The organism is Desulfurococcus sp. (assembly GCF_049970475.1).
In the GTDB taxonomy this organism is placed as follows: Archaea; Thermoproteota; Thermoprotei_A; order Sulfolobales; family Desulfurococcaceae; genus Desulfurococcus; species Desulfurococcus amylolyticus.
This window is the reverse complement of record NZ_JBMFMW010000005.1, coordinates 1-24,819: the sequence shown is the minus strand read 5'-3', so window position 1 is coordinate 24,819 and position 24,819 is coordinate 1. Positions and strand designations below refer to the sequence as shown.

Genomic DNA, 24,819 nt, shown 5'->3' with positions numbered 1-24,819 from the left:
CTGAATAGATGCAGGGAACAGTAAGCCACCCTCTCAGGGCGGAGAGGAGGTCAGAATTTAATCTTGGCTAAGATGACTTTAAAACCGAGTGATGTCCCCCACCCCTAACACTTGTGGTCATCGAGGCCGTGCGGCTCTCCTCCCACAAGCTCCTCTAGGTGGGAGCGGGGCTGTCGTTTCCAACTATGTTGTCAAAGGGGTATAAACCTGTATTACAACCAAAGGCCTCACCCATTAGGGCTGGAAGAGGTTGATTAATTTATTAGACCGGTGATCCACAATATAAAGTAATAACTTAAGATTAATTTAGAACCGGTGATCCCATGGATACGGATGAAAAGGTGAAATTGGCTACACGCAATGTCCTCGAGGTAATAACAATCGAGGAGCTCAGGAAGATCTTCGAGGATAAAGAGCGTCCAAAAGGATACCTCGGCTTCGAGCCCAGTGGATTAGTCCATGTTGGATGGCTTGTCTGGATGTTTAAGGTCAGGGATCTCGTGAACGCCGGGGTCGACTTCTACATCCTGGAGGCAACGTGGCACGCCTACATCAATGATAAGCTAGGTGGGGACATAGAGATGATCCGTAAGGCTGCTAGATACACGAGGATAATACTAGACGCAATAGGTGTACCTGAGACAAGGATTAAGTATGTTGATGCCGAAGAGCTGGCAAGTGATAAGGAGTACTGGGGATTATTATTGAAGGCGGCGAAACACAGTAGTCTAGCGAGGGTTAAGAGGGCGCTTACTATAATGGGTCGTAAGATGGATGAGGGAGAGACAGATTTCTCGAAGCTGATATATCCATTGATGCAGGTGACAGATATATTCTACCTAGATCTTGACATAGCCCTTGGTGGAATGGATCAGAGAAAAGCCCATATGCTGACTAGAGATATAGCTGAGAAACTAGGACGCAGAAAACCAGTTGCACTCCATACCCCGATAATCACGGGGCTCCAGGGCCCCAGTGGGAGAATGGAGGGCAGGGAGTACGATGAAATAGCCTCAGACGTTAAGATGAGTAAGAGTAAGCCTGAGACAGCAATCTTTGTCCATGATCCACCAGAAGTCGTCGAGGAGAAAATACTTAAAGCATACTGTCCACAGCGAATCACAGAGTTGAACCCTGTGATAGAGTTAAATAAATACCTGTTATTCCAGCAAGAAGGCTTCAAGCTAGTGGTTGAAAGACCCGAGAAATACGGGGGAACCATAGTGATCGAGAGTTATAATGACCTGGAAAGAATGTATGTGAAAGGCGAGATACACCCATTAGACTTGAAGAAGGCAACAGCAAATGCATTGAATAAGCTCCTAGACCCTATAAGGAGACGAATAGAAAGTGATCCCATGGCAAAGGAAATCTTGGAAGAATTGCTAAAGGCAAAGGTTACAAGGTAGAATCATGGATTAGTTACTAGGGAAATTAATATCATAAGCTTCTAGCTTGTGAATCTTTAAAACCCGGCTAATTAATCACAGTAGATAATGGGTGGGCCGGTAGCTCAGCCTGGAAGAGCGCCGCCCTTGCATGGCTTCCAGGCTGCACCGAGGTCGAGGAAAGGCGGAGGTCCCGGGTTCAAGTCCCGGCCGGTCCACTTTACACATCACTCTTAAAGGATTCTAGGAGTTGGTTTTCATAGCGGTTTATGGTGATTGATTTTGCCGCTTGACATCATGTCCCCCGTCTTCTCTCTACGCCGCCTACGAGGGTCTGCCTCCCCTAAGGAGGTGGAGAACTCCCTCAGGCGGCCTCCTCGCATCACTCATCGAGTTCATCACAGCGTCCTCAATACCTGCTTACAATAATAAATACCTTACAGCTTTTTGAGAAATAAGGACTAGGTAAAAAGGCGAGAAAAACGTCATGAACTCGTCGACCTAAACAAGGATAAAAAAGATGGGATAAGCACAAGTTTTATTGTCTAATCCTCTCCTCGACAACGATCATTGTAACAGTCGTTCTTATATCGGGGAATCTCCTTATCTTATTCGTAACTATCTCCCTTATCTTTTCAAGGGCATCTGTCTCAATTTTTAATACTATATCATATGTCCCGTAAACTACATATGCCTCCTTTACCTCGGGTATCTTGAATAATTCATCGAGGACCTTGGCCTCTGTACCAATCTCGGTTTGAAGAAGGATTATTGCAGATGATTTCGCCATCTCACTCCCCATTATAATATATATGAAGAGGAATAATAAAGATTTCTTTACAAGGTGTTCCCATTTATTATAGAATATTCTAGTAAATACCGGTTCACGGTACCCATATAAAAGAGCTTGAAGATATCTGAATCCATGGTGAAATCAGCCCACTCCATGGTGTAATACCGTTTGAATACAAGGATATATGTCCTACTATACCACGAGGATGATCCCTCAAAGAATACCGCGGTTAAAATGGTGAGGATGAACATAGCCAGAGTAATTAGTCCAAGAGAGTTGAAGTATAAGAGGCCAGTCATATTAAACCCGTTTTCAAACGACTACCTAGGCCCGTGGCTTCGTGGAGAAGTAGAGGCCCGTGGAGTACTGGTGGTAGATGCTAGCTGGAGAAAACTCACCTATTCTAAATTCCATGGGTTGAAAGGCATTCATGTAAGACTGCCGCCATTGCTACCGGGCAACCCAGTCAACTATGGTAAGCCATGCATGCTCTCAAGTGTGGAGGCTGTTGCAGCATCACTATATATAACTGGGTTCACCGAGGACTATAGCGAACTATTAAATACATACAAATGGATGGAGACATTCCACGAGCTCAACAAGGAACTACTAAAGGCTTATGCATCAATTAAATCCCTTAGTGAATTAGAGTTAACAATAATCGAGTACTGGGGCAGTAATAAGCCCTGCTAAATCAAGCAAATCAAGCTGGGGCGCGGCCGGGTAGTAACCCGCATTCTGTTTCAACCCCACATTCGTCTATGCGGCCCACACCGGTCGCGTGGCCCTCACCCCGGGACCGGGCCTTGCTCCGTACGGGACGGCCGTTTCAACGCCTCCACCACCGTCCTCCATGACTTAAGACCCCTGTTGCCAGAGGCCACTCATTTCATCGCCACATGGTGGTGGCCGTGCCGTTTCTGTGCCGGAGCCACGGGGACTACCCGTGCCCCTTTCGGGGCCATACTGCCACGGGGAGTGCGGAGTTTCCTCACTCCATCACATATCCGGAGCGTTGGTGGGGCACCCGGCCGCATTTTAATCTATTCGTTTACGCCCTAATTAAACTAGCTGAAAAACGCTCTCACGAAAAGAATGGGGATATCTCTAAGGGAATTTTTCCATAGAGTCTTTTCCACCGGCAACCTAGGGGTAGAACCTTAGGTTTCAATTAAGATCAGTTTATAAACCCCAATGGAAACCCCCACCCCTTCACTTCCACTGGAGACTATAACCTTATGATTTATTAAAATGACTAATTAAGTGATCTCATTAGTTGATCAATCATTATACAAATATATCATTATACAAACTAAAGACTGCAATCTCTTCAATATAATTGATTAATGGAGTTTCTTCGATATTGATTTGCAGTGGAAGTGAAGGGGTGGGGGTCTTGGACCCCCTGTTCCACCGGCATCCTACCCCTGGAACCAAAAGTTCTTCGAGTGGGAAAAAAGTGAAGTCTATTGAAGATCCGTCCCACTCCAGTCGCATTCCAACCCTGGAACCAGAGGTTTATGATTGATCACCTATGGTTTTCCAGTCGCAATCATACACCAGAAGTTTCGGTTCTACCCCCTTGTTTCCACTGGAGGCTTCAATGTGGGAAAGCTTATATATCTTAACCCCTTGTTTCCTAAATATGGTGAAACATGTGGATTCGGTGAGAATCCTGAATATTGGCAAAAAACCACTTGAGGATTACATTGTAGAGGTAATATTAATGTTCCAGGAGGGTAGCGACAAGCTCGTTTTAAAGGGCGTCGGCCCCAATATAAGTAGGGCTGTTGACCTATACAACATGCTTGTCTCCAGGATGGGGAGCAGTATCGAGCTCGTCAACATAGGGATCGGGAGTGAGAAGGTTCGCGGTAGGATTAAACCCTATATAGTTATCGAGATCAGGAGGAAGTACTAGCGAAGTCGCCTCTATTAACCATGTTGATTGAATGAAACATGTTTAGCCTGGACCCTATGTCAGTAAGGTAAACCAATGCATCTACTTCACCATTGATTATCTTATCTATTGATTCCTCGAGCCTTCGCGTGGCCTCAATAGATACTAGTTCGGGGTATCTATCCCTGAGATACCCATAGACCTCTATTCCTCTCTTAGATGGAATAAGCTTTAGTCTCTTCTTCGAGACGAATACATAGCCATGCCTTTTAATGCTCTCAATTATCTTCGAGTAGGTGCTTGGCCTTCCAAGGCCTAGTTTCTTCATCAATGACACTAATTCACCCTCAGTGAAGAGCGGCGATTTACTTGAATCCACCACGGATATCTCTTCCACGGGGACTTCAATGGATTCCACGGCATCCAGCTCCTTGTAAACTCTGGTTTTCTCGAAGACGTTGAAGCCCTCCTCAACTATGTTGGTTAGCAACTCTATCTCGCCGAGTTTAAACTCGTCGAAGTATACTGCGTAAATAGATTTAACGGCTTTAAACGGCTTCAGCTGGCTTGAGATGAACCGCTTGAATATTAGGTCGTAGAGCTTTAAGTGCATCCCTGTTAAAGGTATCACGGTGTTAATCACTCCCTCAGATACAGCCTTCAACAAGTCGTCGAGATCGTAGGGGTAGACAGGCCTTATTGCTTCATGCGTGCCCGGCGAGCCCCAGTGGCTTGGCCGTGCGTAGTCCTCCAGCTTCTTCCCCTCGATATACTTCATCGCGATGCCTATGCCTGTATTACTTACATAGTGACTATCAGTCCTGTGGTAGGTTATTAGTCCAGCTTCGAATAATTGCTGAGCGATACTCATCACTATACCAGTGTGTAGATTCAGTTTGGCGGCGTCGCTTAGGAGCTCGTCTGTTGTATACGGTGGTTTAGGCGTTATAGTAACTATCTCCCTACCTACCCTAACCAGTTTAAGCATCTTGGCCGTCTTCAACTCCCTGATTACCTCTGAATTCTTCCCCATGAAAACACTGTAGATGATGTTCAATGGTGAGCCAAGCTTAAACCGTATCTTCTTACACTTGTTTCTCACATACTCCTCGTACCTATCTATCACGAGCCCCAGTGTCGGTGTTTGAACCCTGCCTGCACCAAGGAACCTTAATCCATATATACCCTGTAACTCCTGGCTCAGCTTGAATCCAACCAGCCTATCGAGTACTCTCCTGTATATCTCGCCCTCGACTAGTCGTTGATTAATACCCCTCTTGTTGTTAATGGCTTTAAGGAACTCCTGTAGTGTTATCTCATGTAGCTCTATCCTCCATACTTTCTCATTATAATACTTTACGGCTAAGTAGACGTCGTAAGCTATCTTTTCACCTTCAATATCGGGATCGGTCGCTATATATACCTCATCGACCTCGCCGGCTATCTTTCTCAAAGCGGCTACAATTGTCCTTGAATCACTGAATAACCTGCTACCGCATCTTGGACAGTGATCGCCTGTGGTGAACTGTGCCCCGCATAACCTACACTTCTTTATGTACTCGTATACCGGTGTAACCCTGTTATCAGCGATGACAACACCATAGTATCCCTCCTCGCCAGTTGTTAGATCGAAGATGTGTCCACGGGTTGGTACTATGTTTAAGTGAATTATTTCCCCGCCTATTTTAACAGGGATCTCGTAGACGGTTACATCGCCGAGCTTCCTGGCAACCGGTTTACCGAAGAATCTAGCTATCGTCTTAGCCTTGGTTGGTGACTCTACTACCACTAGGATAGACCTGTAACTCATCCCAGGGGAGGAATCATTATTCCTCCTGCTCGATTCAATCGCCTTGATCTCAGAGTCTAGGTCGACACTGGCTAGGTCTATGAACACCAGCTCCTTGTTCAAGCCCTTCAGCCTGGCTTCAAGGCCTTTTACAGTGTTGTAGAGGGCCCTGTACTCAAATACTATTGAGAGCCCATGGGTCATCCTGGAGCCATATAACCTACTTGTTCTACCGCTAGCCTGTATATATGTCATTACATCTGGTATTAAGGCGTAGTAGTCGCCGCCAGCTCTCACCAGTGTTAAGGTACCAATATCCATGATCTCCTTCTCATCTAGGATAGACCTGGTTCTCTCCAGTGTTTCCCTGTAATACTGCTTTATCACCTGGTACTTTGAATAAAGCTTCTCACTGGCCTGCAGGGCCTCCTCGAGTATTTTACCAGTTAAGGCCAGCTTAACAAGTCTCACCTCGCCAGGGGTCAACGTGTAGAGGAGCCTCCTTAACTCTAACACTCTGTTTCGGGCATCGTTGCTGTCAACCAGTTCAAGGAGTACACGGATCATCATGCCTGGGTTGGCTAGGAGTGACTCTAGGCTGGTGGCGAAAACCGGGGATCCGATGAATACAACATACCTTATAGCCTCCGGGGCATCGATGCCTCTAACGCTTGACCCATAATAGCTTGCCGAACCGGTTAGTATGTCGAGCTCCCCCTTGATCAGCCTTGCTACATTACCCGGTGTTGCATCCCCTATTCTGAATCCTTTATCTGCTAGAATGTTCACAGCCTTATCTAATTCCTCCTTGAGCATATTCTTAAACGGGTGGTGTGGCGCTATATATATTATTCCTCCTGGACCCAGTTTCTCAATGATCCTGACCAGCTCCCCATGTAGCTCGCCTGGTTTAATCAGCATGTATGCATCGGTGACGTCTCTCCCGTAGATGGTCACGCCTGATATATCAACATGGAGTAGCTCCTTAAGGATCCTGCCCATTAAGCCTTTCATACGGCCGGTGGCTGATGCAACGATGAATTGTGCGTGGCGTGTACTAGAGAGTGTTTTCTCGATGAGCGAGTCCACCTCTATGTACTCCTTTACTAATTCAGCGTACTTATCGTTGTTGTTGAAGGCCTTGTTAACCATTAGCCTCCAGAGAAGGCTAATCCTCTTCTTAGCCAGCTCGATGACTTCATCACTATAGCCCAGTATCCTCAGTAGCCTCAGTACATTCTTCTCACTCCTCACTACGCTGTCAACATCGTCAGCTATCACTATATCTGGTCTACTCCTTGAAAGCAGCTCGGACTTCCTCGATAGGAAGCCGTTTGTTGCGACGAGTATGCTATACTCTCCTTTTTCAATCCTAGATAATACCTCCTCCCTTTTCTTCTTACTCATGGATGAATCATAAGCGATCAAGTTGACCCCATTAATCCCGGTCCTTTCAGCTGCCTCCACTAGTCTACGATGGATCTGGGTTAAGAGGGTTCTCGTTGGTGTTATATAGACAACTCTCTTGCCTCTCCTAGCCGCGTAAAGCGAGTAAATGATCAGTAGTGTTGTCTTACCCATACCAGTTGGCGCGATCAACACAGTGTTCTCCCCGGAGACAAGCCTCTTAGCCCAGATCTTCTGAGCCCCCCATACACTAAGCCCGTTACTAGCCCTCCTGAAGAACTCCTCGAAATCACCCAGTCCACTGGATGCAATATCCCTGAGTATACTCGTTAAACCACTATTAGCACACCTGCTACAGAAACCACGTAACTCTACTTCGCTTGACAAGATATCTCCGCCACATACTGGGCAGAAACCCTTATATAAAGGGTTAAAGGCACCAGGCAAATCAATCCCTCACTAGATCAATGGCTTCAACATGATGGATTTAAAAACAGGGGAACCGGTACTACGATATTTATTCGTATTTGTGAAAATAGGGTACGTATTCAGTAGCATGTTTATAATTTGACTAAATGGTCACACTACCATTACGGCGTCTATAAAATCACAGTACCCATACTTGTAAGAAGTGACCTATATAGTCATCGTGAAAATAATAAAATTAAAAACATATAGAATCGATAACACGTTTGTAATGGGCCTATCCCTATTGAAATATGAGGTATTAGCAGGATTTGTTTTTAAAGTTTCAAATAATGACGAATATGATGAAGATGAAGAATAATTAGATGAGTAGTAATTCTTGGCATTACATAAAGCGAAAAGTTTTTATAGAACCCCCTTTATTTCAAAAATCCCAGTATATAATCTAAGGAAGAGGTGGAATATATGGCACAACCACAAAGTGCAAACACCGTGCTAGTAGGTAAGAAGCCTGTAATGAACTATGTTATTGCAGTATTAACTCTGGTGCACCAGGGTGTAAGAGAGATATATATCAAGGCTCGTGGAAGAGCCATCAGCAAGGCGGTTGACACCGTAGAGATAGTGAAGAACAGGTTCCTACCAGGCAAGGTCGATGTAGAAGAGATAAAGATTGGCAGCCAGACAGTGACCAACCCGCAGGGAAGAGAATCCAGGGTCAGTATCATTGAGATAAAGATAAAGGTAAAGGAGTAAACACTGTATTTTTACAGTTTTTCCCAACTCATTAACCATTCACCAGAAGCCGGCTGTAGGAGATGCCTAGGATATTCTCGGGTTCAATACTAATAGAGCCAACAGCTCTATCACTATCTAAACACATAGATCTCCTAAAGTTTCTAAGAGGTTTCATTAACGAGATAGGAGTACTCCACAGGCCTGGAGCAATTGACACCCGTGTATCCGGGAACATGCTTACCATAGCACTATCCCCCTACACAGAGATTGTTGATTCCAGAAACATTGAAGAACTCGAGGGATTACTGGAATACGTTAGGAGAGAAATAGGCAGAGTATATATAGCTGAAAGAGATACCTGGCTCGACTTCACCAGTATACCGGTCGACGACCTCCTGGACTTGTTAAACACGGTTAAGAACAGGGGTAGTGGATGCATCGGTTCTACATGTTATGTTATCGATGACGCAAGCGTGGAATGTAGGAGGATTATGATAGTTGATGAAAGACTAGTCTACTTAGCTGGATTACATGGCCACATCTTCACAGACTTCAAGGTCGAGCCCCCAGGTAGCAGCATATTCAACTATATGTATTGTGAGACAGACAGTGGACACCACTCACTCATATCGGGAACCAGGGATGCGGGGGTTGTATCCCTTAGCGTTAAAGTGCCCCCGGGTCTAGACGACCTTATCCAATGGGCATTACTGGGGCTGGTCTACCTCCAGTAATAGATGTCTAGCATTAACCAGGGATTAAATGAGCTCGCTAACTAAGTATGGTAATGATTCACTCATAGTCCTTGGCGTCGAATAACTCGTCGAGACCCGTGGTCTTCCTTCTTCTAGCCTGGAACTCCTCACTGGTCTTCTCAAGTACTATCTCGTACAGGATGGCCTCCTTCCCACCCGGCTTAGGCCTTAGCAGCCTCCCAAGCCTCTGTATAAACTGGCGTCTCGAACCGGTGCCGGAGACTATTATACCTACGTTGGCGTCAGGTATATCTAGTCCTTCATCACCTACGGTTGTAACTACTAGTATACCCTTCTCAGATCCCTTGAACTCCTCTAGTATGTGCTTCCTCTCGCTGGTGGGTACCTCACCAGTTAATAAGTATGCGTTAAGCCTCTCGCTTATTTCCCTGGCTTGATCCACATACTGAGTGAAAATTATGACCTTGCTCCCGTTCTCCAGCTCCCTTCTAGCTATCTCCACAGCTTTCTCTATCTTAGCCCTAGCCCTTGCAAGTATACTCCTCATCTGGCTATGTACCCTGAGGGCTTCCCTGGCTTTTTCATTGGTTCGCGCCTCCTCTAGGACCTGTTTAAACTCCTTTCCATTCACGAGACTATAGTACTTCCTCCTTAGTTCATCATATAGTCTTCGTTCTTCACTACTCAGCTTAACCTTAATAGTCTCCACTCTGTAGCGTGCGAGGTAACCCATTGCCACTAGGTCCTGGGGTGTCTTATAGTATATAACACCCCCGAGTAATGGGAACAACTCTTCGTGTCTCCCATCCTCCCTAAACGGTGTTGCCGATAACCCCATACGGTACCCAGCTATACTATGCACGGCTATATGCTTGAACTTGTCTGCTGGGAGGTGGTGTACTTCATCAACTATTAATAAATCGAAGAATGGCGAGATCTCGTTTATCTGGCGAAAGCCGCTTTGATAAGTTGTTATGGTTATCGGCGCGATCTTCTTTTCCTCGCTATAGATCAAGCCTATCATTGACTGTGGTATACTAGTGTACTCTAGTATAGCTTTCCTCCACTGCACCATCTGCTCCTTAGTGTATACTATTATAAGACTACGGACAGCCTTTTCAATTATTGCGGCAACACCGATTAATGTTTTACCCGAGCCCGTGGGCAGGGCGATGATCCCGCGGTAATTGTTCTCAATCCATTTACTCAGAGCCTCCCTCTGGTAATCCCTCAAGGCTATATTCCTCAGTTCCGGCTTGACTTGGAGACTTTTAGATGCAAGTAGCCCTAAGGGGTCTTTAACGGGGATGCCAAGCCTCCTAAGGCTCTTCCCTAGTAAATCAGAGTTCAACGGGAGTATCTTGAAGACCAGGGTTGACGGAGTTTCAGAGCTCCGTTTAGCCTCTACTAGGGAGAGGATGTGTTTTAACCTAGGGTATATGGTCTTAGGTACATGTAGAATCACATGTCCCCTGACATTATCCCACTCGATTAGGGGCGAGTACTCGTCGAAAGCCTTCTTTAGATCCTCTAGTGGGCCTTCGAGTTCGGCGTTGAAATCCCTGAGGAGGTTTAACACGTCTTCAACACCATAGTTATTCCTTAACGCCTTCTCGGGGTTCAGTGAGAACAAGCGGTATCCATCCCTATATCCGATGTAATCGGAGATCTTGAGTAGCTCTCTAAACTCGTCTTCTTCAAGCCACCTCTTTACCTTAAAGTAAACCAATTCACTCACCTGTAAGCACTAGTATATCCTCGTATTCTACCGGCTCGTAATCCGTTAACACTGGCTTATCCATGCATGTCATATAGAATACCCCGAGAGCGTATGTCTTATCAGTATAGAACTCAGCGGCACCTCCAAGACTCCTAACCACCTTAGAGTAGTTTAATAAACGGGTGACATACTCGTCTACAACTGTGTCTAAGCCGAGTTTCACTGAGACCCCGAGAAGCCTGACCACTACTTCTTCACCCGTATTCTCAAGGTGTAGGTATATACATATTCTTCTCTCACCACATGGTCCACACGTTCTAATGTACTCGTAGCCCATTGCCACGGCATCGTCTAGTATCTTCGAGAGGTGTTCTAGGCTGGTGATCAATGCTAGTTTTTCATCTAGTTTGAACACGGGTTGTTAACCACCTCTATGAATGGTCGTCGCGTGGGTTTTACATCACTTTAATCAGCTCTTAAAACCCTCTTCATCCCATTGAGTCATTATTATTTTTATATTCCTTATTTAAAGATAAATAACTAAGGCTTATTTAATCAGGAGAGGGCAGGTATGATTAGGATTAAAGGTAGCAGGGTGCTAGTTGTAAAGCGCCCCAGCGAATCCGAAGTGAGGGCTTTCGCTGAAAAGCTGATGGCAGCTCACTCGAAGAGTAAGGCCGATAGAACCAAGATGAGGCTTATGGCTAGTGAAGTACTTAGATTGCTCAAGCCTAATTTATCTTACAAGGATCTATATGAGATAACCGGTATCCCTGAGTCCGTGCTCTGCAGGTATGTGAGGGGCTCTATAATCCCTGGCTTCGAGCAGGCAGCCTTCATACTCTCAAAGATATCTCTCTCAATAGACTTAAGCTACCTGCTCAGAGACCTAGTGGAGAAAGAGAAGAGCCCTATAATAGACTTGCTAAGAGTCCTTAAAGACCCCTATGTGGCTAGATTGCTTTCCATAATATTGATCCTGGAGTTAACAGGTAAAGAGGTCACAAAGATCATAGCTACAGCCGAAGCAGTGCTCCCACTAGCCACAATGCTTTCACTAGAGTTCAATGCACCAATAGTTCTAGTCAAGAGGAAGAGTTATCCGGGTGTTCAATACTATAGTACTTCATTTATGAAGAGCCCGAAAGATATAGAGACCCTCTATCTTGACAGGGATTTACTGAGTAGAAAGGATAAGCTATTGATATTATCCGACGTAGTGTACTCTGGTAGAACATTGGAGGCGGTATTGGAGCTGGTCTCCAAGTCGAGGGCTGAGATCACTGATGTAATAGTAGTACTTGGCTTAGGCGAGATTTGGAGGGAACGCCTAGAGGAGTATAATATAAAGGTACTTACGGTGATCCCGTTTACCATGTAACCATGATATGGAGATTTAAATAGGGTATGCATCTTAAGCATCATTCCGTATCTAGGACTTAAAGAGGGAAAGACATAGTTATAAGCATGTATTAGATCAAGAATATCTAGGAACTAGGTGATTTGGAATGCCGGCCATGATAGAGGAGACAGTTAAAGTAGACTCAAAGGGCAGGATAACCATACCAATAGCTGTGAGAGAGCTCTTTGATATAAGGGAGGGAATGTACATGTTGATCATAGCTGATAAGGAATCAAGGGAGATAAAACTGGTTCCACTGCCTGTGGCAGCCAGGCTAGCTAAGCTAAAACTACTCGTCGAGGATAGGACGGGCGTCCTTGCTGAGTTAACCAGGTTTATTGCAAGCCATAACGTTGACATAGTGTCAACTAAGTGTGTCGTGTTGAAGCGCGAGGAGCTTGGGGAATGCGAGATGATTATTGATATAAGTAAAACTGGTTGGAGCGATCCATCTATAATAATAGAGAACCTTAAGAAGCTAGAGCCGGTTAAAAACGTTGAGTTAGCACAGCTAAACATTTAAACCTGGGCCTGCCCTAATGGTTCCCAATGTAATCAGGATAGGATGTTGTGGATTCCCGGTGTCAAGAAAAAGATACGTTAAGGAATTCAACGTGGTTGAACTCCAGAATACTTTTTATAACCTTCCATCTAGGGAATGGTGTAGAATGCTCCATGAATCCCTTCCACAGGGCTTCGAGATAACTATTAAGGCGTGGCAGGCTGTAACACACCCATCGACCTCGCCGACATGGAGGAGAATGAGGAGTAAGCCTAGAGGAGAGCTCTTGAACTACGGGTACCTGAAATATACCAGGGAGAATATTGATGCCCTAACAGAGATCGTTGAAAGGGCTAGAATACTTGGAGCTGGAATAATAGTTTTTCAGACACCCTCGAGCATGCCTTGCGACAAGGAGAGCCTTGAAAACGTTGGTCGCTTCTTTAAAGAGGCTATTAATATTGCCGGCGAGGATGTGAAGCTTGGATGGGAACCCAGGGGAGAATGCAGCAGGCGAAGAGAGGTTTTAGAGTTGATCAAGGAGAATGGGTTAATACACGTTGTAGACCCGTTCAAAGCAATGCCGGTAAGCCTGCCTGGTGGAGTAGCATATTTCAGGCTCCACGGGATCGGGGGAGAAGTTAACTACAGGTATAGGTATAGTGATGGAGACCTCATGGGGCTCTATAAGTTGATTACTAAGCTGAATCCACGCGTAGCATATGTTATGTTCAACAATATATACATGTTCGAGGATGCTTTAAGGTTCAAGAAACTCGTTGAATCAATGAAAACATGATGAACGCCCTATCCGGGCGACCGTTTAAACGGGATGAGCATTAACGAACCCTGTCTGATCCAGTGTACAGCTAATTGTTAACCATCCTTAACCATTGCCGGGGCTCGTTTTCACATTAGCTGAAACGTATTTGAGCAGGGATATTTTCCTACTTAACTCGGTCTCCAGCCTATAAACCTCTGTGCCTGGTAGACAATTCCTTAAAGCACTACCAGGTAGCATCCATGTCGCAGGGCTTATCCTGCCCCATACCACTTTGGCGAGCACCCTGTTCCCCCTCCTCATCACGTATATAAGCCCGTCGCCAACATCTATAACCGGGGATCTAGCCACCATATTCTGCACTGGTAGGATAGCCCATACTTCTACACATATTGTTTTAAATAATGGGGTAGCCTCGTTTAAGGCTGATATAATATTCTTCACTGAATCATCAGCTTCCTCTAGTTTAAACCTGTAAACAGCCCTCACTGAGTCCGGGGTTAGAATAGTTGTTACAAACCCCCTACTTCTAAAGTACTTCTCCAGTTTTGTAACCCTTCCGATTTCACAGGTAACATCTACTAGTACCGTGGCTACAGTGTTCATTAGACCACCTTTCTCAAAGTTATGGATCAGCCGGGGACAACTTCTTCACTGCTTCAGGGCTAGATTACTCATCACTATTATAGTATAGATTCAACACGGGCTTAAATCCTGTATACCTGGAGACATTGGTTGAGTCAGAAACACGGACCTTCTTCACTAATCCGTGAAGTGGCGATTCATCATCTTTAATAACGTAAGGTTATTAAGGATTAATATGCTTTAGTAACACGGCTTAGGGTGATAGTAGTGTCTATGCCGTTTTCAAGGAAGACAATGATAGTGATGCAGGCGGTCTCCATATTATTGTTTGCACTAGTCTCAGCCGCTATTCCGAACTATGCTTTCATAATATTCCTATTATACTTCTTAGTGTTCATGTTTCTCGCTATGAGGGCTACTACGAGAACCATGAAGATCCCTCCAAGAAATGAATTAGGTTCGCCATTATTCAAGGAGCTCAATGCTCTCCAAGTAATGTTATCCGATAAAATATTTCAGGCTGAGATGAATAGGCAGATGAAGCTTATGTTTATAAACCTTGGGCTAGTGTTCCTCTTATTCATCCTGCTCCCGGTATATAACAACTACATATGGCCCTTCATTAGCGGGGCCTTAGGGTTGACCGGCGAGTCTATCCTAGTAAACTTCATACGGTTTCTAGGGCTATACCTATTCTTCCTGGGTGTTATGCAGGGCATGCGATACATGCTTATACGTGGGCAGTCTTCAACGCCGCCGGTTATCCCTGCTAGGGTGTTCGCAGTGTATAAGAAAGGCGTTGTATTGGATGAAAGACAATTTGTAAAGTTCACGGAGGATATATGCTTCAGAGTCGACCACGATAGGAAATTCGTAGAACTCGTGAACACTAGGGGTAACACTGTTTTAACCAGGCTATACACTCTTGAGGTTGGAAAGCTCGCCGAGAAACTAAGGGAGGCAGGTGTAAATGAGTGTAAACAATAGGCATAGATGCGTGGTCTGTGGAAGAATATTCCCGAGGGGACAGGGCATAGTAATCAATAAGGAGGGTGTTGTCCTGGAATTCCATAGTTCCAAGTGCGCATCCAAGTTCTTCAGCATGCTACTAGAGAGAATACCGTTCGAAGAAGTATCACCATATATTAGGAAACTCATTAATGAATTCAATGAGTTAAACGAACAGAAGGCAAGGGCCAGGGCTAAGAAGATATAGTTTTGAAAACTATTATATTCTCCATGTATATAGTGAAGATGATTGGATGAGGATCACTTGCCCCCAAGCGACCTTGGATAGGGATGAAGAAATTACCGCGGACTGACAGTCCTGATCGAGCCCGTAATAGTGCTACCGGAGACTCCATGCTTTATATGGGTGTAATAATAAATACTTAAACTAGGTGAGGTAGCCCTCGATCACTGATGAGCCATGTGATGAGGGCAGGGTTTAGCCGAGGTTTTAGCATTTCGCGTGTGTGCCAACCTTCTCCCTGATCCTCTCCAATGCTTCATCGCTTAGCCCGATATTGTCCAGTACCTCCAGTGCCTTCCTAAATGCCTCGTCATCATTTGATGCTTCAACGTTGACTACTATATTCGTGCCTTTGACACATAATCTATAGCGTTGCTCGTTTAGTAAGCTGTATTTCTCTAGTATGATCAGGTCCCTGGATGAAACCATCTCAAGCCCCCTGGATCTCATTAAGGGTTTTCCTGAGTATAGAGTATGTTTCTTGGAGACTTATGGGAAGGGTCTTGACCCCGGCTATTACACCCATGAAATTTGTATCACCGACCCAGCGGGGTACTACGTGTATGTGTACGTGTCCAGGCACCCCGGCCCCGGCAACCCTGCCGATATTGACTCCAATATTGAAGCCATCCGGGTTGAATGCCTTCCTGATAATCTTCATTGATAGCTTAACTAGTTTAACCATCTCTAGTAAGGCTTCATCTTGGAGATCTTCGAGGCTTCCTATGTGGTCATATGGGGCGATCATGACATGGCCGGAGTTATAGGGGTATGCATTCAATACTATGAATGAGTATACGCCTCTATAGATTATGAGTGCTTCGTTATCGTTCATGGACTTCAACCGGCAGAAAAGGCATTCGCCAATCTCCTTCTCCCCGCTGTTGAACCGTTTAATATACTCGTACCTCCATGGATTCCAGAGGATCCTCATCTAGCAGAACCCTTCAAGGTGCTTCATTATCCCTTATAGACACCCACTTTAAAAACATATGTATCCTTATCCGCTGGGTTAGGAACATCCCAGCAACAGGGAGCATAGAGTCCTAAACCACTTGTTTTTAAGTAATTTATTGAATCATAAAACTAGTGGTTTCGGAAACGTTTTCCAGGTGTTTCACTATGGGTGAGACCCCGGTAGAGAAATACAGGGCTATTAGTCCAGCCGAGTTCTTCTACAAGTACCGTGAGATAGCTGGATTCTCCAATCCAGCTAGAGCTATTTATCAGACTGTCAGAGAGCTAGTTGAGAACGCCCTCGACGCCACGGATGCGCACGGTATAATGCCTGATATAAAAATCTCTATTAGGAAGGTGGATGAGATACAAGAATTCTATAGGATCACTGTTGAAGACAACGGTATAGGAATACCTCCAGACGTAGTTCCAGATGCCTTCGGCAGGGTGTTATTCAGTAGTAAATATGTGTTAAGGCAGACACGTGGAATGTACGGTCTTGGAGTGAAGATGGCTGTCCTCTATGGGCAGATGACCACTGGGAGACCTGTAGAGGTGATCACCAGTAAACCGGGTTTTAAGAGGATATACTACTTCAAGCTCAGGATAGATGTTAATAGGAATGAGCCAGTGATAATTGAAAGGGGCTCCTGGAGGAAGAACAGGGAGTGGCATGGAACCATAGTATCTATAACCATAGAGGGGGATTGGGGTAGGGCGAAGCCAAAGATTAAGGAATACTTGTTTAAGACGGCTATAGTGACTCCCTATGCCAACATAGTGGCGTTGACCCCTGATGATGAGATAATATACTATCCGAGGATAATAGATAAAATACCCAGGCCACCTCTCGAGGTCAAGCCGCATCCCCACGGCGTAGACCTCGAGCTCTTGAAGCAGATTATTTCGAGCCATAACTACACTAGTGTTGAGGAACTACTCATCAAGGGATTCCAGAGCATTGGGGAGGCAACAGCTAAAATCATCCTGCAGCAGGCCGGGATAGACCCTGGTAAACCCGTCTCAGAGCTCTCGGATAACGAGTTGCTATCGCTGGTTAACACGCTTAAGTCCATGAAGGATATCAGGGCTCCCTCGATAAAGGCTATTTCACCTCTTGGAAGCGATGTAATTATAGCTGGCTTGAAACGCGTATTCCAACCCGAGTTCGTCTATGCTGTCTCAAGACGTCCACAGGCATATCAGGGACATCCCTTCATTGTCGAGGCCGGTATAGCCTATGGTGGTAAGACGCCGATGAGCGATGATGATAAGCCAATAATACTTAGATACGCGAATAAGATTCCATTGCTCTATGATGAGGGAAGCGATGTCACAACGATGGTTGTCAAGGAGGATATAAGTTGGGACCACTACATGGTCAGCTTCCCAGCCCCCATAGCAATACTTGTACATGTGTGCAGTACAAAAATACCCTTCAAGGGTGTTGGGAAGGAGAGCATAGCAGATGTCCCCGAGGTTAGGAAGGAGATAAAGCTAGTACTCATGGACGTGCTCAGAGAGCTTAAGAAGTATCTTTCAAAGAAGGCTAAAGAAGAGGAGTTGAAGAAGAGGGCTGAGCATCTGACAAAGTATATCCCGGAGGTGGCTAGAGGGCTCTCGGTGATAGTGGCGAATGGTAGTAAGGACTTCGAGGTGAAGCTGGTTCAAAAGCTGGTCTCAATAATATCTAGGCGTACAGGTATACCTGAATCCGAGATACAGCAGGTACTTGAATCAATTAGAATAGGGGCTTAGGTGATTGTATAATGGTGTCCGCAATCGATCTTGAGGCGAGGAAGAAGGCGGCTGAGTTAATGAGGAAAATATTTATGAATATAGTAAGTGAGATAGAAAGGGAAGGGCGTCCAGTACTCGTGTTACCTAAGAGAACCCTCTCCAACACCATATACGATTATAAAAATAAGCTTCTCTTGCTTGGTCCTGAGACATCGAAGAGAAGCTTCATGGATGTCAATGAAGCAAGGAAGTTCATGCAAACGGTTCTCGTGGCCTCGATAATTTATGATTCACTAGTTAACAACGAGTATCCCACTATCCGTGACCTCTACTACAGGGGGAAGCATAGTATAAGCTATAGGAGCGGAGGGAAGGAGGTCCATGAAAACACGTGGGACGAGCAGAAGGAGTCTGATGGGGTGATAAGGGATCTAGAAGTATATCTCAACATCTTAAGGGAGGAGCTCCTCATACTCAGCAAGGAGAAGGGTAAGGTCGTAGGAAACCTCGTTATAAGGAGCGGTGATGACGTGATAGATTTAAGCCGTATGGGGCATGGTGCATACTCAATTGAACCTACCCCTGACCTAATAGAGTTCAAGGATGTTGATGCAGAATATATCCTAGTAGTTGAGAAGGATGCGGTTTTCCAGCAGTTACATAGGTATGGCTTCTGGAAGAAGCATAAGGCTATATTGATCACTAGTGCGGGCCAGCCTGACAGGGCTACAAGACGTTTCCTGAGAAGGCTCAGCGATGAGTATAATCTACCAGTGTATATCCTAGCCGACAGCGACCCCTATGGGTTTTACATATATAGCGTCTTCAAGATAGGTAGTATAACACTGTCATATGAAAGCGAGAGGCTTGCAACACCTAGGGCTAAATTCATAGGGGTCATGATGACCGATGTCTTCGGGGACGACATCTTCAGGGAGATGCTCAGGGAAAAGGATTCCAGGAGCAGGTTAAACTCCATTGTTAAGGGACTAGATAAGCTGGCTAAGAAGAAGCCCTACCTCTCGGAGGCGGAGAGAAGAAACTATATAATCAAGGCTAAACAGCGAGATCTAGAGAGAGCAGTAGAGCTAGTGGGCTACGATATAGCGGATGCATGCCTCGACAACACAGAGTTGAAGAGCAAGCTGAAGAAGAAAGAAGGATTAACAGGCTACCCATGGTTCCAGACACCGGAATGGATCAGGGAGCTCTGCATATTCTTCAAAACACTGAGCAAGCTTGAAATAGAGGCGATGGCGAGCAAGGGATTGAAATTCCTAGCTGACCATTATATTCCAGAGAAAATATCCGGCGGGGACTGGATAGATTAGGGATGGGTTTTCATAGCGGTTTATGGTGATTGATTTTGCCGCTTGACATCATGCCCCCCGTCTTCTCTCTACGCCGCCTGCGAGGGCATGCCTCTCCTCGGGCGAATAGGTTGTTTCATTAAGCGGTTTTCTCTCCTCTTACAACTGCTTGTCGAGTTCATGGCGCTGCTCTCAATATAGGTAATGGCTGAAAAACTATAAGTTATTGCATACATATAACACCAGCGTACCCTGATATCAACAACTATAAATCTACATAAAACGAAACAGCGTCAAGAGGCATTGTTCTCTGGGCTATTTGCTTGAACTATTGACCTCCTCCCCGCTCTAGAGAGCAGGATTTTCAGTTGTAATTGCATTCAGTTGAGACAGGTTTTATCATCCTTTTAGTCAATCCCGTGGTTTCATCACTGTTGATTTTTAATCTTCATAGACCTATTAATAGATTTTAATGGCTTGACGGTGGTTTCCATGGGTTACTGGGTTTTAAAGTGTAGGGAGTGCGGTATCGAGTGGAAGCTGCATGTTAGTTTTCCATTGAAGAAGGAGTTTAAGCAGTTATACCACTACTGCCCTAACTGTGGGAGGAATACTTTCCACGAGATACTTGTTTACGTTGAGGAATAGAATGCGGAAAAAACTATTGTTTATACGAGAATAGGGGTCTGGATGCAACGCTAACTGGGAGAGTCATTTCTACCCTGGGATACCCCTTGACTTCTTCCTCGAGTAACTTTATGAATTCCTCCAACTTCATGACCCGTTGATCATTGCTTCTCCTTACCCTGATGTTGATGGTTCCAGTATTAACTTCTCTCTCGCCTACCACTATTATGTATGGTATCCATTCTTTCCCGGCATCCCGTATCTTTTTCCCAAGGGTTTCATCCCTGTCGTCGACATCTACCCTGAACCCATGTGAGAGTATCTCGCCGGCTATTTTGAAGGCGTGTTCATTATATTCTTTTGAAACAGGTACTATTCTTACTTGGACCGGACTCATCCAGGTTGGTATGTACGGGGTTTGACCACTTGCCTCTATTAATGCCCCGGTATCCAATACCATGTAGATATATCTCTCAACACCGCCCAGCAATGCGGTATGTATTATGACTGGATGGTGTTTCTCTCCCTTCTCATCTACGTAGGCTATATTAAACCTCCTACCGTTCCCTACGTCTATCTGGAAGGTTGCTATCTCCCTCGGTCTCTTCAGGTTGTCTATTATATGGTATTCAACGTTGAGTACCCAGTAATATATCCCTGATGGTATCACCGCGAGGAGGACGGGATATTTCTCCCTCTTAACGAACTCCACTAGTTTATCTCTGTACTTCTCCAGGAATTCATCGGTTATATTGTATAGTGCCACATAGCTTCTCCCAGCCTTCCCAGCCTCCTCATGTATCTTGGCTTGAACCCTCATAGATACGTCGATCGCTTCACCTATGTTCCTGGTTAAGATATGGAGGTCTGGCATGTAGAACTTTCTCAGCCTGAAACATAGGGCTAGTTCACCGCGTTGCTCAAGCCTGTAACTATCGGCTACCTCGAACACGCCGAAGGGGAGGTCCTTATAGCTTATAACCCAGTCCCTGAGCATCGCGAACTGTTGATGGCATGCAGCATACCTGAGAATAAAGCGGTCTTCATCCAACTGGACCTCATATAATCTATCACCGAATAGGACAGCGTGCTCATATACGGGTTTCTCCTTAAGGTTAAACATATTGCTACCCATGACTTTGAAGACCGGTATACCTAGGCTCTGGGCAACCATCCATGAGTACCTCATTACAGCCTCCATTATTGTAGTTGCATGGGGTCCATACCTCATGTGTCCATGGTCACTCATTGGCTCCCATTCGAACCCGAACTTCCTACAGTACTCGTTTACCCTATTCTCGCCACCGGTGAGCTCTTTGCCGAATACCTCCTTATCTACGAGGATCTTTAACTCCGGGTAGTTGGTGTAGTCGAAGCTTGTTGGATCATGCAAGCTGCCATCAGGAGTCATAATGTAGAACTTCTTCTCGATAATCCTCTTCGCAACGGTCTCGGACTTCTTAATGGTCTTCGAGAGCTCGCTTAACGGGTGTCCATAGCATTCAAGAGTAAAAGACTTATACCATCCAAACGGAGCCTTATATACTTGTAAACCGGTGTTCTTCAACGCAGTGTAGAAGGCGTTGAGTATTTTTACAGCCTCGAATGGTGGGGCGAGATCCGGTGAGAGATGTGCGTAGGGGTATAGTAGTATTGAGGATGCCTTAACCTGGTTGAATACGTTGATCACCTCGTTGACGGCACTGGATATTATGGATTCATCATCACCTCTCTCAATACTGGTGAAGACCACCAACACGTTTTCAAGCATGAGGGTCTTTCCGCCTTCTTCCAAGGGCTCTGGTTCCTCTACAGCTGGCTTAACAACACTATAGCTAAATCTGCGTGCATGAATAAGTAGTATCCTCAATGTGGACACCTTTTATCTAAGTGTTATCTAGGGGGATATTAAAATATGTATTGATATATTGATTTACCATATACTAAAGGTTACGTGACCACGTTATCCTATATTAGGCTAGAAAACAATAATTTAGAAAAGGTGCTGGATTCATGAGTGAGGAGAAGGAAACCATAAAGGAGCGTTCCTCGGGCTTCATCTCTGTGAGGGATATACCTGGCGTAGGATCCAGTATAGCTGATAAACTAGAGGCAGCTGGATACTTATCGGCCTGGAGCATTGTTGTTGCACGCGCAGAGGAGTTGGCTGAGAGAACCGGACTCCCAGTTCTCACTGTTCAGAAGATCATTGAGAATGCACGGAAGATGTTGGGTATAACATTTAAGACCGCTAGGGAGGTTAAACAAGAGAGATCGAATATCGGGAAGATCACGACGGGGAGCAAGAGCCTTGATGAACTACTTGGTGGGGGAGTCGAGACGAAAACCATCACGGAGTTCTTTGGTGAATATGGATCCGGGAAGACACAGATTTGCCACCAATTGAGTGTAAATGTCCAATTAACCCCTGAGAAAGGCGGCCTCAATGGTAGGGCTGTCTACATTGATACAGAGGGCACATTCCGCTGGGAGAGGATAGAGGCGATGGCAAGGGCCCTCGGCTTAGACCCTGATAAAGTCATGGATAATATATATTATATGAGAGCATACAACAGTGATCACCAGATAGCTATAGTGGACGAATTATTTACATTCGTACCGAAGAATGATGTCAGGCTAGTAATCCTTGACAGTGTCACAAGCCACTTCAGGGCTGAGTACCCTGGTAGAGAACATTTGGCCGAACGCCAGCAGAAGTTAAACTCCCATCTACACCAGTTAATGAGGCTGGCTGAAGCATACAATGTTGCTGTAGTTGTAACAAACCAGGTAATGGCTAGGCCAGATGTATTCTACGGTGACCCGACAACGGCTGTAGGAGGACATGTATTGGCTCATACACCGGGGGTGAGGATTCAGCTAAGGAAGTCTAAGGGCAATAAGAGAATTGCAAGAGTAGTTGATGCTCCTCACTTACCTGAGGGAGAAGTAGTATTCGTGATAACTGAGGAGGGTATCAGGGACTCCGAGGAAGAGTAAGAGTAGGTGCGATCTGTAATCTAACACATACCGTCTTTTAACAATCATTGCTGGATGAATCATACCTTGGTTGACTATGCTACAGGATCAGCTCGAGTAATCTAAGGATAGGGGTATCCCCGACGAGAAGGAATATTATGGTTCCAAGGAACAATGGGATTATGTAGGGTATCCCGTATGAGACCCATATATATATCGTATCAGGAACCACGCCACTTTCGATAAGCCTTTTAAACATCTCCCTATATGCCCCGGGATCTTCTTCTTCGACATCATAATGTAGTCTATAAGTGGTTTTCACACTGTTATCCTTCAACTCTATGAGTGTTAATGGATAGTAGAACTCTGTCCCCAAGTATTCATTCAGCCTCATTGGTTTAGCTATAAATGGGTAGATAAACCTGTATTTCAAAGGCACCTCCTTTAACAAGCCCCTATACCTGATTAAGATGTAGGTCCCGTATAATAGTGAGACCAGCACTATGGATAAAGTAGAGTATACCGTGATCGAGAGCGGTGGAGGTAGTAGTGACCTTGGTAGAAGGCTTGAATGAGGCGGTACAGGGTATAATAGGGTTAGTGAGAATATAACGTAGACATCTCCCTCACCCATTAATCCGGCTAGATACATTGCTATGAATAAAGCTGGAACCATGAATGAGAATGCGAGGTATAGTGGAGGGGGTTTATACATATAGATGGTCAGAGAGCAGAACACTATGGAGCCACCGGTGAATACGTAGACTAGGTTATCACTTATCTCGCGTCTCTTGTAATCTTGTATGGAGAACACGAGTAAAAAGCCGAGGAAATAGATTATTTTAATAGCCTCTACTAAGTTGGATAACTCGTACTGCATAGTCAATCACTAGTATTCTCCGACTTCCTCTCCCACCTTAAGCATGCGTCTTTCAGCCACGATCCTTCATTATCTTCTCCAGGTTCTCCTCGAAGGGAGGATATACAATTCGTTTCTCAGTTTTTATGGCTGTCACGAGGTCTGGATCGGTTATGTCGAACGCATAGTTTAACGCGTTTACTTCTTCAACCGTTATAAGCTTATCCAATACATATTTCACCTCCCTTGGATTCCTCTCCTCTATCACCACATCGTTAATGCTACTCGACAAGTCTATTGTACTAGTGGGCGCTGCAACGTAGAATGGTATATTATTCCTTTTCGCGGCTAGGGCTATCATATACGTGCCTATCTTATTAACCACATACCCCTCCCTTGTCACTCTGTCTGCCCCCACTATTACAGCGTCTACTAGCCCCCTCCTGATGACGTAGCCAGCCATGTTATCGGTTATTAATGTAACCGGTATACCCTCCTTCCAGAGCTCCCACACCGTTAACCTAGCTCCCTGCAGCATGGGGCGGGTTTCAGTAGCTATAACCTTTATCTTCTTGCCCTTATACCATGCAACCCTCATAACTGCTTCAGCTGTCCCGAAGGCCGATGTGGCTAGTGCTCCTGCGTTGCAGTGTGTTAGTATAGTGGCACCATCCGGTATTAGCTCGGCGCCGTACTCGCCGATCCTTATATTAGACTCTATATCCTCCCACATTACTTTAAGGGCTTCATCCAGGATCCTCTTGGCTATCTCGCTTGGTGAAGTATTCTTCTCAACGTTTTCTTCAAGTATCTTCCTCAACCTATTCAATGCATAGAATAGATTATGTGCTGTTGGACGGGTTCTCCACAATGTATCAATGGCCTTCCCCACATTCATAGCGAAGTCTCCTAGAGGTAGACTGCTTACTCCAACAGCATAGCTTCCAA

Annotated in this window: 25 protein-coding genes, 1 tRNA gene and 1 other RNA gene; 16 read left to right on the top strand and 11 right to left on the bottom strand. The window is 45.2% G+C overall.

All coding sequences use genetic code 11. From position 1 onward, the window contains the following. The first annotated feature begins 323 nt into the window (after window positions 1-323). The 3 genes from ACP5N5_RS00845 (at window position 324) to ACP5N5_RS00835 (ending at window position 1,839) form a co-directional block, all read left to right on the top strand. Window positions 324-1,409 carry a tyrosine--tRNA ligase gene (locus ACP5N5_RS00845; protein WP_428131290.1) on the top strand — a complete coding sequence of 362 codons (1,086 nt, stop codon included), beginning with the start codon at window positions 324-326 and terminating at the stop codon, window positions 1,407-1,409. Window positions 1,410-1,502: 93 nt separating this feature from the next. Next, window positions 1,503-1,606 (top strand) — tRNA-Ala (locus tag ACP5N5_RS00840). Window positions 1,607-1,677: 71 nt separating this feature from the next. Continuing rightward, window positions 1,678-1,839 (top strand): hypothetical protein, encoded by a 162-nt coding sequence (locus ACP5N5_RS00835; protein WP_157857619.1) that lies wholly within the window; start codon window positions 1,678-1,680, stop codon window positions 1,837-1,839. Window positions 1,840-1,926: 87 nt separating this feature from the next. Here ACP5N5_RS00835 and ACP5N5_RS00830 read toward each other — a convergent pair whose 3' ends face one another. Then, window positions 1,927-2,178, bottom strand: a complete 252-nt coding sequence (locus tag ACP5N5_RS00830) for an Lrp/AsnC ligand binding domain-containing protein (RefSeq protein ID WP_048058919.1) — start codon at window positions 2,176-2,178, stop codon at window positions 1,927-1,929. A gap of 171 nt (window positions 2,179-2,349) precedes the next feature. On the opposite strand from ACP5N5_RS00830, the gene ACP5N5_RS00825 reads away from it, so the two are divergent. Next, the gene (locus tag ACP5N5_RS00825) at window positions 2,350-2,874 is read left to right on the top strand and encodes a DUF367 family protein (protein WP_042667860.1); all 525 of its coding nucleotides are present in this window, start codon (window positions 2,350-2,352) and stop codon (window positions 2,872-2,874) included. A gap of 22 nt (window positions 2,875-2,896) precedes the next feature. On the opposite strand, the gene rnpB is transcribed toward ACP5N5_RS00825, so the two are convergent. Beyond that, window positions 2,897-3,216, bottom strand: an RNA gene (gene rnpB / locus ACP5N5_RS00820) — RNase P RNA component. A gap of 622 nt (window positions 3,217-3,838) precedes the next feature. On the opposite strand from rnpB, the gene ACP5N5_RS00815 reads away from it, so the two are divergent. Continuing rightward, window positions 3,839-4,102 carry a DNA-binding protein gene (locus ACP5N5_RS00815; protein WP_338083765.1) on the top strand — a complete coding sequence of 88 codons (264 nt, stop codon included), beginning with the start codon at window positions 3,839-3,841 and terminating at the stop codon, window positions 4,100-4,102. On the opposite strand, the gene rgy is transcribed toward ACP5N5_RS00815, so the two are convergent. After that, window positions 4,086-7,724: a reverse gyrase gene (gene rgy / locus ACP5N5_RS00810; protein WP_428131279.1), complete on the bottom strand. Its 3,639-nt coding sequence runs from the start codon at window positions 7,722-7,724 to the stop codon at window positions 4,086-4,088. The two genes, ACP5N5_RS00815 and rgy, sit on opposite strands and share 17 nt — an antisense overlap. A 444-nt stretch (window positions 7,725-8,168) precedes the next feature. On the opposite strand from rgy, the gene albA reads away from it, so the two are divergent. Then, window positions 8,169-8,459: a DNA-binding protein Alba gene (gene albA, locus ACP5N5_RS00805; protein WP_014768092.1), complete on the top strand. Its 291-nt coding sequence runs from the start codon at window positions 8,169-8,171 to the stop codon at window positions 8,457-8,459. Window positions 8,460-8,521: 62 nt separating this feature from the next. Continuing rightward, window positions 8,522-9,175 carry a hypothetical protein gene (locus ACP5N5_RS00800; protein WP_276814208.1) on the top strand — a complete coding sequence of 218 codons (654 nt, stop codon included), beginning with the start codon at window positions 8,522-8,524 and terminating at the stop codon, window positions 9,173-9,175. Between the two features lie 58 nt (window positions 9,176-9,233). Here ACP5N5_RS00800 and ACP5N5_RS00795 read toward each other — a convergent pair whose 3' ends face one another. Together ACP5N5_RS00795 and ACP5N5_RS00790 are read right to left on the bottom strand one after the other, a co-directional pair. Next, entirely contained in the window at window positions 9,234-10,886 is a 1,653-nt protein-coding gene (locus ACP5N5_RS00795) for a DEAD/DEAH box helicase (protein WP_428131273.1), read from the bottom strand. A gap of 1 nt (window position 10,887) precedes the next feature. Next, complete coding sequence (locus ACP5N5_RS00790) at window positions 10,888-11,292, bottom strand: hypothetical protein (RefSeq protein WP_012608895.1); 405 nt, start codon at window positions 11,290-11,292, stop codon at window positions 10,888-10,890. Window positions 11,293-11,448: 156 nt separating this feature from the next. Between ACP5N5_RS00790 and ACP5N5_RS00785 the strand changes: the two genes are divergently transcribed. From ACP5N5_RS00785 to ACP5N5_RS00775, 3 genes are all read left to right on the top strand, one after another. Continuing rightward, complete coding sequence (locus ACP5N5_RS00785) at window positions 11,449-12,258, top strand: phosphoribosyltransferase family protein (protein ID WP_042667856.1); 810 nt, start codon at window positions 11,449-11,451, stop codon at window positions 12,256-12,258. 127 nt (window positions 12,259-12,385) lie between these two features. Continuing rightward, window positions 12,386-12,802, top strand: a complete 417-nt coding sequence (locus tag ACP5N5_RS00780) for an ACT domain-containing protein (RefSeq protein WP_083757840.1) — start codon at window positions 12,386-12,388, stop codon at window positions 12,800-12,802. Between the two features lie 58 nt (window positions 12,803-12,860). Beyond that, window positions 12,861-13,580 carry a DUF72 domain-containing protein gene (locus ACP5N5_RS00775; protein WP_232216793.1) on the top strand — a complete coding sequence of 240 codons (720 nt, stop codon included), beginning with the start codon at window positions 12,861-12,863 and terminating at the stop codon, window positions 13,578-13,580. A gap of 87 nt (window positions 13,581-13,667) precedes the next feature. Here the strand turns inward: ACP5N5_RS00775 and ACP5N5_RS00770 are convergent, their stop codons facing one another. Further along, window positions 13,668-14,168 carry a hypothetical protein gene (locus ACP5N5_RS00770; RefSeq protein ID WP_428131255.1) on the bottom strand — a complete coding sequence of 167 codons (501 nt, stop codon included), beginning with the start codon at window positions 14,166-14,168 and terminating at the stop codon, window positions 13,668-13,670. Between the two features lie 252 nt (window positions 14,169-14,420). Between ACP5N5_RS00770 and ACP5N5_RS00765 the strand changes: the two genes are divergently transcribed. After that, window positions 14,421-15,134: a DUF2208 domain-containing protein gene (locus ACP5N5_RS00765; RefSeq protein ID WP_428131295.1), complete on the top strand. Its 714-nt coding sequence runs from the start codon at window positions 14,421-14,423 to the stop codon at window positions 15,132-15,134. Further along, on the top strand, window positions 15,118-15,363 hold the full coding sequence (locus ACP5N5_RS00760; RefSeq protein ID WP_014768083.1) for a hypothetical protein: 246 nt from the start codon (window positions 15,118-15,120) through the stop codon (window positions 15,361-15,363). The genes ACP5N5_RS00765 and ACP5N5_RS00760 overlap by 17 nt, the downstream gene beginning before the upstream one ends. A 243-nt stretch (window positions 15,364-15,606) precedes the next feature. Here ACP5N5_RS00760 and ACP5N5_RS00755 read toward each other — a convergent pair whose 3' ends face one another. Together ACP5N5_RS00755 and ACP5N5_RS00750 are read right to left on the bottom strand one after the other, a co-directional pair. Then, window positions 15,607-15,828, bottom strand: a complete 222-nt coding sequence (locus ACP5N5_RS00755) for a hypothetical protein (protein ID WP_042667852.1) — start codon at window positions 15,826-15,828, stop codon at window positions 15,607-15,609. Window position 15,829: 1 nt separating this feature from the next. Continuing rightward, window positions 15,830-16,333 (bottom strand): HIT family protein, encoded by a 504-nt coding sequence (locus ACP5N5_RS00750; protein WP_012608887.1) that lies wholly within the window; start codon window positions 16,331-16,333, stop codon window positions 15,830-15,832. Window positions 16,334-16,521: 188 nt separating this feature from the next. On the opposite strand from ACP5N5_RS00750, the gene ACP5N5_RS00745 reads away from it, so the two are divergent. From ACP5N5_RS00745 to ACP5N5_RS00735, 3 genes are all read left to right on the top strand, one after another. After that, the gene (locus ACP5N5_RS00745; protein WP_428131239.1) at window positions 16,522-18,114 is read left to right on the top strand and encodes a DNA topoisomerase VI subunit B; all 1,593 of its coding nucleotides are present in this window, start codon (window positions 16,522-16,524) and stop codon (window positions 18,112-18,114) included. Between the two features lie 11 nt (window positions 18,115-18,125). Further along, entirely contained in the window at window positions 18,126-19,427 is a 1,302-nt protein-coding gene (locus ACP5N5_RS00740) for a DNA topoisomerase IV subunit A (RefSeq protein ID WP_276814200.1), read from the top strand. A 471-nt stretch (window positions 19,428-19,898) separates the two neighbouring features. Next, window positions 19,899-20,054 (top strand): hypothetical protein, encoded by a 156-nt coding sequence (locus ACP5N5_RS00735; protein WP_012608884.1) that lies wholly within the window; start codon window positions 19,899-19,901, stop codon window positions 20,052-20,054. A 13-nt stretch (window positions 20,055-20,067) separates the two neighbouring features. On the opposite strand, the gene ACP5N5_RS00730 is transcribed toward ACP5N5_RS00735, so the two are convergent. Next, complete coding sequence (locus ACP5N5_RS00730; protein WP_428131228.1) at window positions 20,068-21,903, bottom strand: threonine--tRNA ligase; 1,836 nt, start codon at window positions 21,901-21,903, stop codon at window positions 20,068-20,070. Window positions 21,904-22,046: 143 nt separating this feature from the next. Here ACP5N5_RS00730 and radA point away from each other — a divergent pair, with 143 nt between their 5' ends. Further along, a complete protein-coding gene (gene radA, locus ACP5N5_RS00725) occupies window positions 22,047-23,033 on the top strand; it encodes a DNA repair and recombination protein RadA (protein ID WP_042667848.1) in 987 nt (328 codons plus the stop codon). A gap of 79 nt (window positions 23,034-23,112) precedes the next feature. Here radA and ACP5N5_RS00720 read toward each other — a convergent pair whose 3' ends face one another. Next, window positions 23,113-23,892: an A24 family peptidase C-terminal domain-containing protein gene (locus tag ACP5N5_RS00720; protein ID WP_428131221.1), complete on the bottom strand. Its 780-nt coding sequence runs from the start codon at window positions 23,890-23,892 to the stop codon at window positions 23,113-23,115. Window positions 23,893-23,944: 52 nt separating this feature from the next. Then, window positions 23,945-24,819, bottom strand: an 875-nt coding sequence (gene mtnA, locus ACP5N5_RS00715; RefSeq protein ID WP_428131217.1) for an S-methyl-5-thioribose-1-phosphate isomerase, incomplete at its 5' end; no start/stop codon positions are given.

Coding starts and splice junctions, on each gene's coding strand:
- ACP5N5_RS00765 (WP_428131295.1), top strand. CDS start 14,421: ATGCCGTTTTCAAGGAAGACAATGATAGTGATGCAGGCGGTCTCCATA.
- ACP5N5_RS00845 (WP_428131290.1), top strand. CDS start 324: ATGGATACGGATGAAAAGGTGAAATTGGCTACACGCAATGTCCTCGAG.
- ACP5N5_RS00720 (WP_428131221.1), bottom strand. CDS start 23,892: ATGCAGTACGAGTTATCCAACTTAGTAGAGGCTATTAAAATAATCTAT.
- ACP5N5_RS00735 (WP_012608884.1), top strand. CDS start 19,899: ATGGGTTACTGGGTTTTAAAGTGTAGGGAGTGCGGTATCGAGTGGAAG.
- ACP5N5_RS00780 (WP_083757840.1), top strand. CDS start 12,386: ATGCCGGCCATGATAGAGGAGACAGTTAAAGTAGACTCAAAGGGCAGG.
- ACP5N5_RS00785 (WP_042667856.1), top strand. CDS start 11,449: ATGATTAGGATTAAAGGTAGCAGGGTGCTAGTTGTAAAGCGCCCCAGC.
- albA (WP_014768092.1), top strand. CDS start 8,169: ATGGCACAACCACAAAGTGCAAACACCGTGCTAGTAGGTAAGAAGCCT.
- ACP5N5_RS00755 (WP_042667852.1), bottom strand. CDS start 15,828: ATGGTTTCATCCAGGGACCTGATCATACTAGAGAAATACAGCTTACTA.
- ACP5N5_RS00745 (WP_428131239.1), top strand. CDS start 16,522: ATGGGTGAGACCCCGGTAGAGAAATACAGGGCTATTAGTCCAGCCGAG.
- ACP5N5_RS00740 (WP_276814200.1), top strand. CDS start 18,126: ATGGTGTCCGCAATCGATCTTGAGGCGAGGAAGAAGGCGGCTGAGTTA.
- ACP5N5_RS00770 (WP_428131255.1), bottom strand. CDS start 14,168: ATGAACACTGTAGCCACGGTACTAGTAGATGTTACCTGTGAAATCGGA.
- ACP5N5_RS00800 (WP_276814208.1), top strand. CDS start 8,522: ATGCCTAGGATATTCTCGGGTTCAATACTAATAGAGCCAACAGCTCTA.
- radA (WP_042667848.1), top strand. CDS start 22,047: ATGAGTGAGGAGAAGGAAACCATAAAGGAGCGTTCCTCGGGCTTCATC.
- ACP5N5_RS00750 (WP_012608887.1), bottom strand. CDS start 16,333: ATGAGGATCCTCTGGAATCCATGGAGGTACGAGTATATTAAACGGTTC.
- ACP5N5_RS00830 (WP_048058919.1), bottom strand. CDS start 2,178: ATGGCGAAATCATCTGCAATAATCCTTCTTCAAACCGAGATTGGTACA.
- ACP5N5_RS00760 (WP_014768083.1), top strand. CDS start 15,118: ATGAGTGTAAACAATAGGCATAGATGCGTGGTCTGTGGAAGAATATTC.